Below are 2,817 nucleotides of genomic sequence, written 5' to 3' on the forward strand. Positions count from 1 at the left end.
GGGAGGGGGAGGAGGCCGTTCGCAGCTGGCAGCAGCTGATCGCGGAGATCCTGGGCGGCGCGGCGGTGGCGGCGGTCGGTGCGCTGTTCGGTGAGGTCGCCGGGGCCGCGGTGCAGGGGGCGACGGAGCCGCTGGTGCGGCGCGTCGCCGAGTGGGCGGCGACCCGTCGTCCGGACCAGCAGGGCGCGGGTGGGGATTCCCCGTCCGCCGCGCCGCAGCCGCCCGCCGAGGAGGCGGCGGAGGAGACGGCGGAGACGGAGGCGGCGGAGGACACCGGCCCTCGCCCGGTCGCGCTCGCCGACCTCGTCGCCCTGACCGCCCAGGTCGCCCATCTCTGCGGTGTCGAGGAGCACTTGGACCCGCGGGTGATCCGGGTCCGGAGCCGGCTGGTGCACCGCCCGCGCGACCCGAAGGCCAAGCCCGCCGCCGCGCAGCCGTTCCTCAACAGTCTCCTGCCGCCCGACCTCGCCCGGGTCCGTGCCGCGCTCGGGGACCGGGGCCTGCGGGCGGCAGGCCTCGGCCCCGCCCTGGAGGCCTACCTGACCGGTCGCCGGGACATCCCGGTCGACGCCCGCACCGATCTGCGGGAGGACCGGCTCGCCGTCCTGGCCGGCGTCGACCCGGCTCTCGTCCCCGCCGGACGCTGGCCCGCCAGGTCGCGGTACCCGCTGGCGCTCAGCCAGCAGTTCGCGGTCAACCGCATGCTCGCGGACCGCGCCGGGGCAGGGGGCAGCGCCGCAGCCGGGGGCAGCGCCGCGGCCGGCGCCGGAAGCACGGAGGCCGCCACCGCGAGCACCGACGCCGGTGGCCTGTTCTCCGTCAACGGCCCGCCCGGCACCGGCAAGACCACCATGCTCCGCGACCTGGTCGCCGCCCTCGTGGTCGAACGCGCCGCCGTGATGGCCGGTTACCGGAGGCCCGAGGAGGCGTTCGTCGGCCGTGCCTGGCGGGGCAAGGACCGTCATGGTGTCCACCCGCGCTTCGTCTCCGCCCTCGACCCGCGGCTCGCCGGCCGCGAGATCGTGGTCACCTCCTCCAACAACGGTGCGGTGGAGAACATCACCGCCGAACTGCCCGGCGCCGACGCCCTCGACGCGCACTGGCACGACGGCCCCGACCACTTCTCCGACCTCGCCTCCGCCCTGCTCGGCGGCGCGCCCGCCTGGGGGCTGGTCGCCGCCGTCCTCGGCAACAAGACCAATCGGACGAGGTTCACCGAGCGCTTCTGGTGGGGCCGCCTGCCGGAGGACGAGTCCGCCGCCCGCGCCGACGCCGGGCTCCCGCCGCTGCGCGGCATGAACGCCGTCCTCGGCGACTGGGTGCCGCCCAGTGTGCCCAGGCCCGCCCGGGCCCCACGTGACCGTCGCCCGGCGGCGGTCGCGGCCCCGGCCGTCACCGCCCCAACTCCCCATCCCACTCCCGAAGTCCAGGCCCCCGCCCAGCCCGTCCCCTCCTGGCCCGAGGCCGTCGCCGCCTTCCAGGCCGCCCAGGCCGAGGTCGAGCGCCTGCGCGCCGAACGCGTCCGCCTCGCCGCCGTCCTCGCGGAGTCCCGGGCGGACCGGGTCCACCCCCGCCTCGACTCCCTGCGCGCCGCCGTCACCCGCGCCGACGACCGCGCGGCGGCCGCCGAGGCCCGCCACGCCGCCGCGGTGCGGGCCGTCGAGACGGCCCGTACCGCCACCCAGGCCGCCGAAGCCGCGCACCGGGCCGCGGCCGAGCGCGTCCCGCGGGCCCGCGAGGCCCTCGCCGACGCCCGGGCCACCCTGGCCGCCGCCCGCGAACGCGCCGGCCAGCACCGCCGGCAGGTCGGCGTCCTGACGGCCCTCCACGACGAGCCCCCCGCCGCGCAGCCGGGTCTGCGCGGCGGGCTGCGCCGCCTGCTGCAGAGCGGTGCCGAACGCCAGGCCGCCGAGGAGCACCGCGAACGCAGCCGGAGCGACCTCCTCGCCCAGCTCGTCCAGCAGCGCACCGCGCTGGAGGACGCCCACGACCACGTCGCCCGCTGCACCCGTGCGGAAGGCCTCGCGGCCGACCTGACCGCCCGCACCACCGCCGCCGTCACCGAGGCCGAGACCGGCGCCGTCCGCGCCCGCGTCCACCAGGACGCCGCCCGGGCCGCGGAGTCGGCGGCCCGGGCGGAGGTCGAGCAGGCCCGGTACGGGACCCGGTCCGCCCGGCGCGACCTGGAGGCCGCCGGCGCCGAACTCGACGCCGCCCACCAGGCCCTGCGCGCGGCCGCCGCCGCTCTCCCCTCGCTGCCCCTCGACTGGCCGCAACTCGGCGACCGCGCGCAGGAACTCGGCGCCCCGTGGGCCGACGAGGCCTGGAGCACCGCCCGCAGCGACCTGTTCCTGCGCGCCCTCGACCTGCACCGCGCCCTGGCCGCCAACACGGCCAAGCGGATCCGCGGCAACCTCCAGGTCCTGGTGGAACTCATGGCGGGCGGTGGCGGACCCGTCCCCGACGAGCAGGTCCTGCAGGCCTGGCAGACCCTCTTCCTCCTCGTCCCGGTCGTCTCCACCACCTTCTCCTCGATCGGCAGCATGTTCGCCCGCCTCGGCCGCGGCTCCATCGGCTGGATCCTCGTCGACGAGGCCGGCCAGGCCACCCCGCAGGCCGCCGTCGGCGCCCTCTGGCGCGCCCGTCGCGCCGTCCTCGTCGGCGACCCGCTCCAGCTGGAACCCGTCGTCACCATGCCGACCGCCCTGCAGCGCAGGCTCCTGCTGGCCTACGGTGTCGACGAGGAATGGCTGCCCTCCGCGACCTCCGCGCAGGCCGTCGCCGACCGGGTCAACCGCTACGGCACCTACCTGCCCG

1 protein-coding gene is annotated in these 2,817 nt (G+C 78.1%); it reads left to right on the top strand.

Features of this window, described 5'->3' with window-relative positions; translation table 11 throughout:
• Positions 1 to 2,817 (top strand): AAA domain-containing protein (locus tag ACIQOV_RS35850; protein ID WP_401055004.1); only part of this gene is annotated, 2,817 nt, incomplete at both ends.

This window comes from Kitasatospora sp. NPDC091257, assembly GCF_044757675.1.
In the GTDB taxonomy this organism is placed as follows: Bacteria; Actinomycetota; Actinomycetes; order Streptomycetales; family Streptomycetaceae; genus Kitasatospora; species Kitasatospora lactacystinica.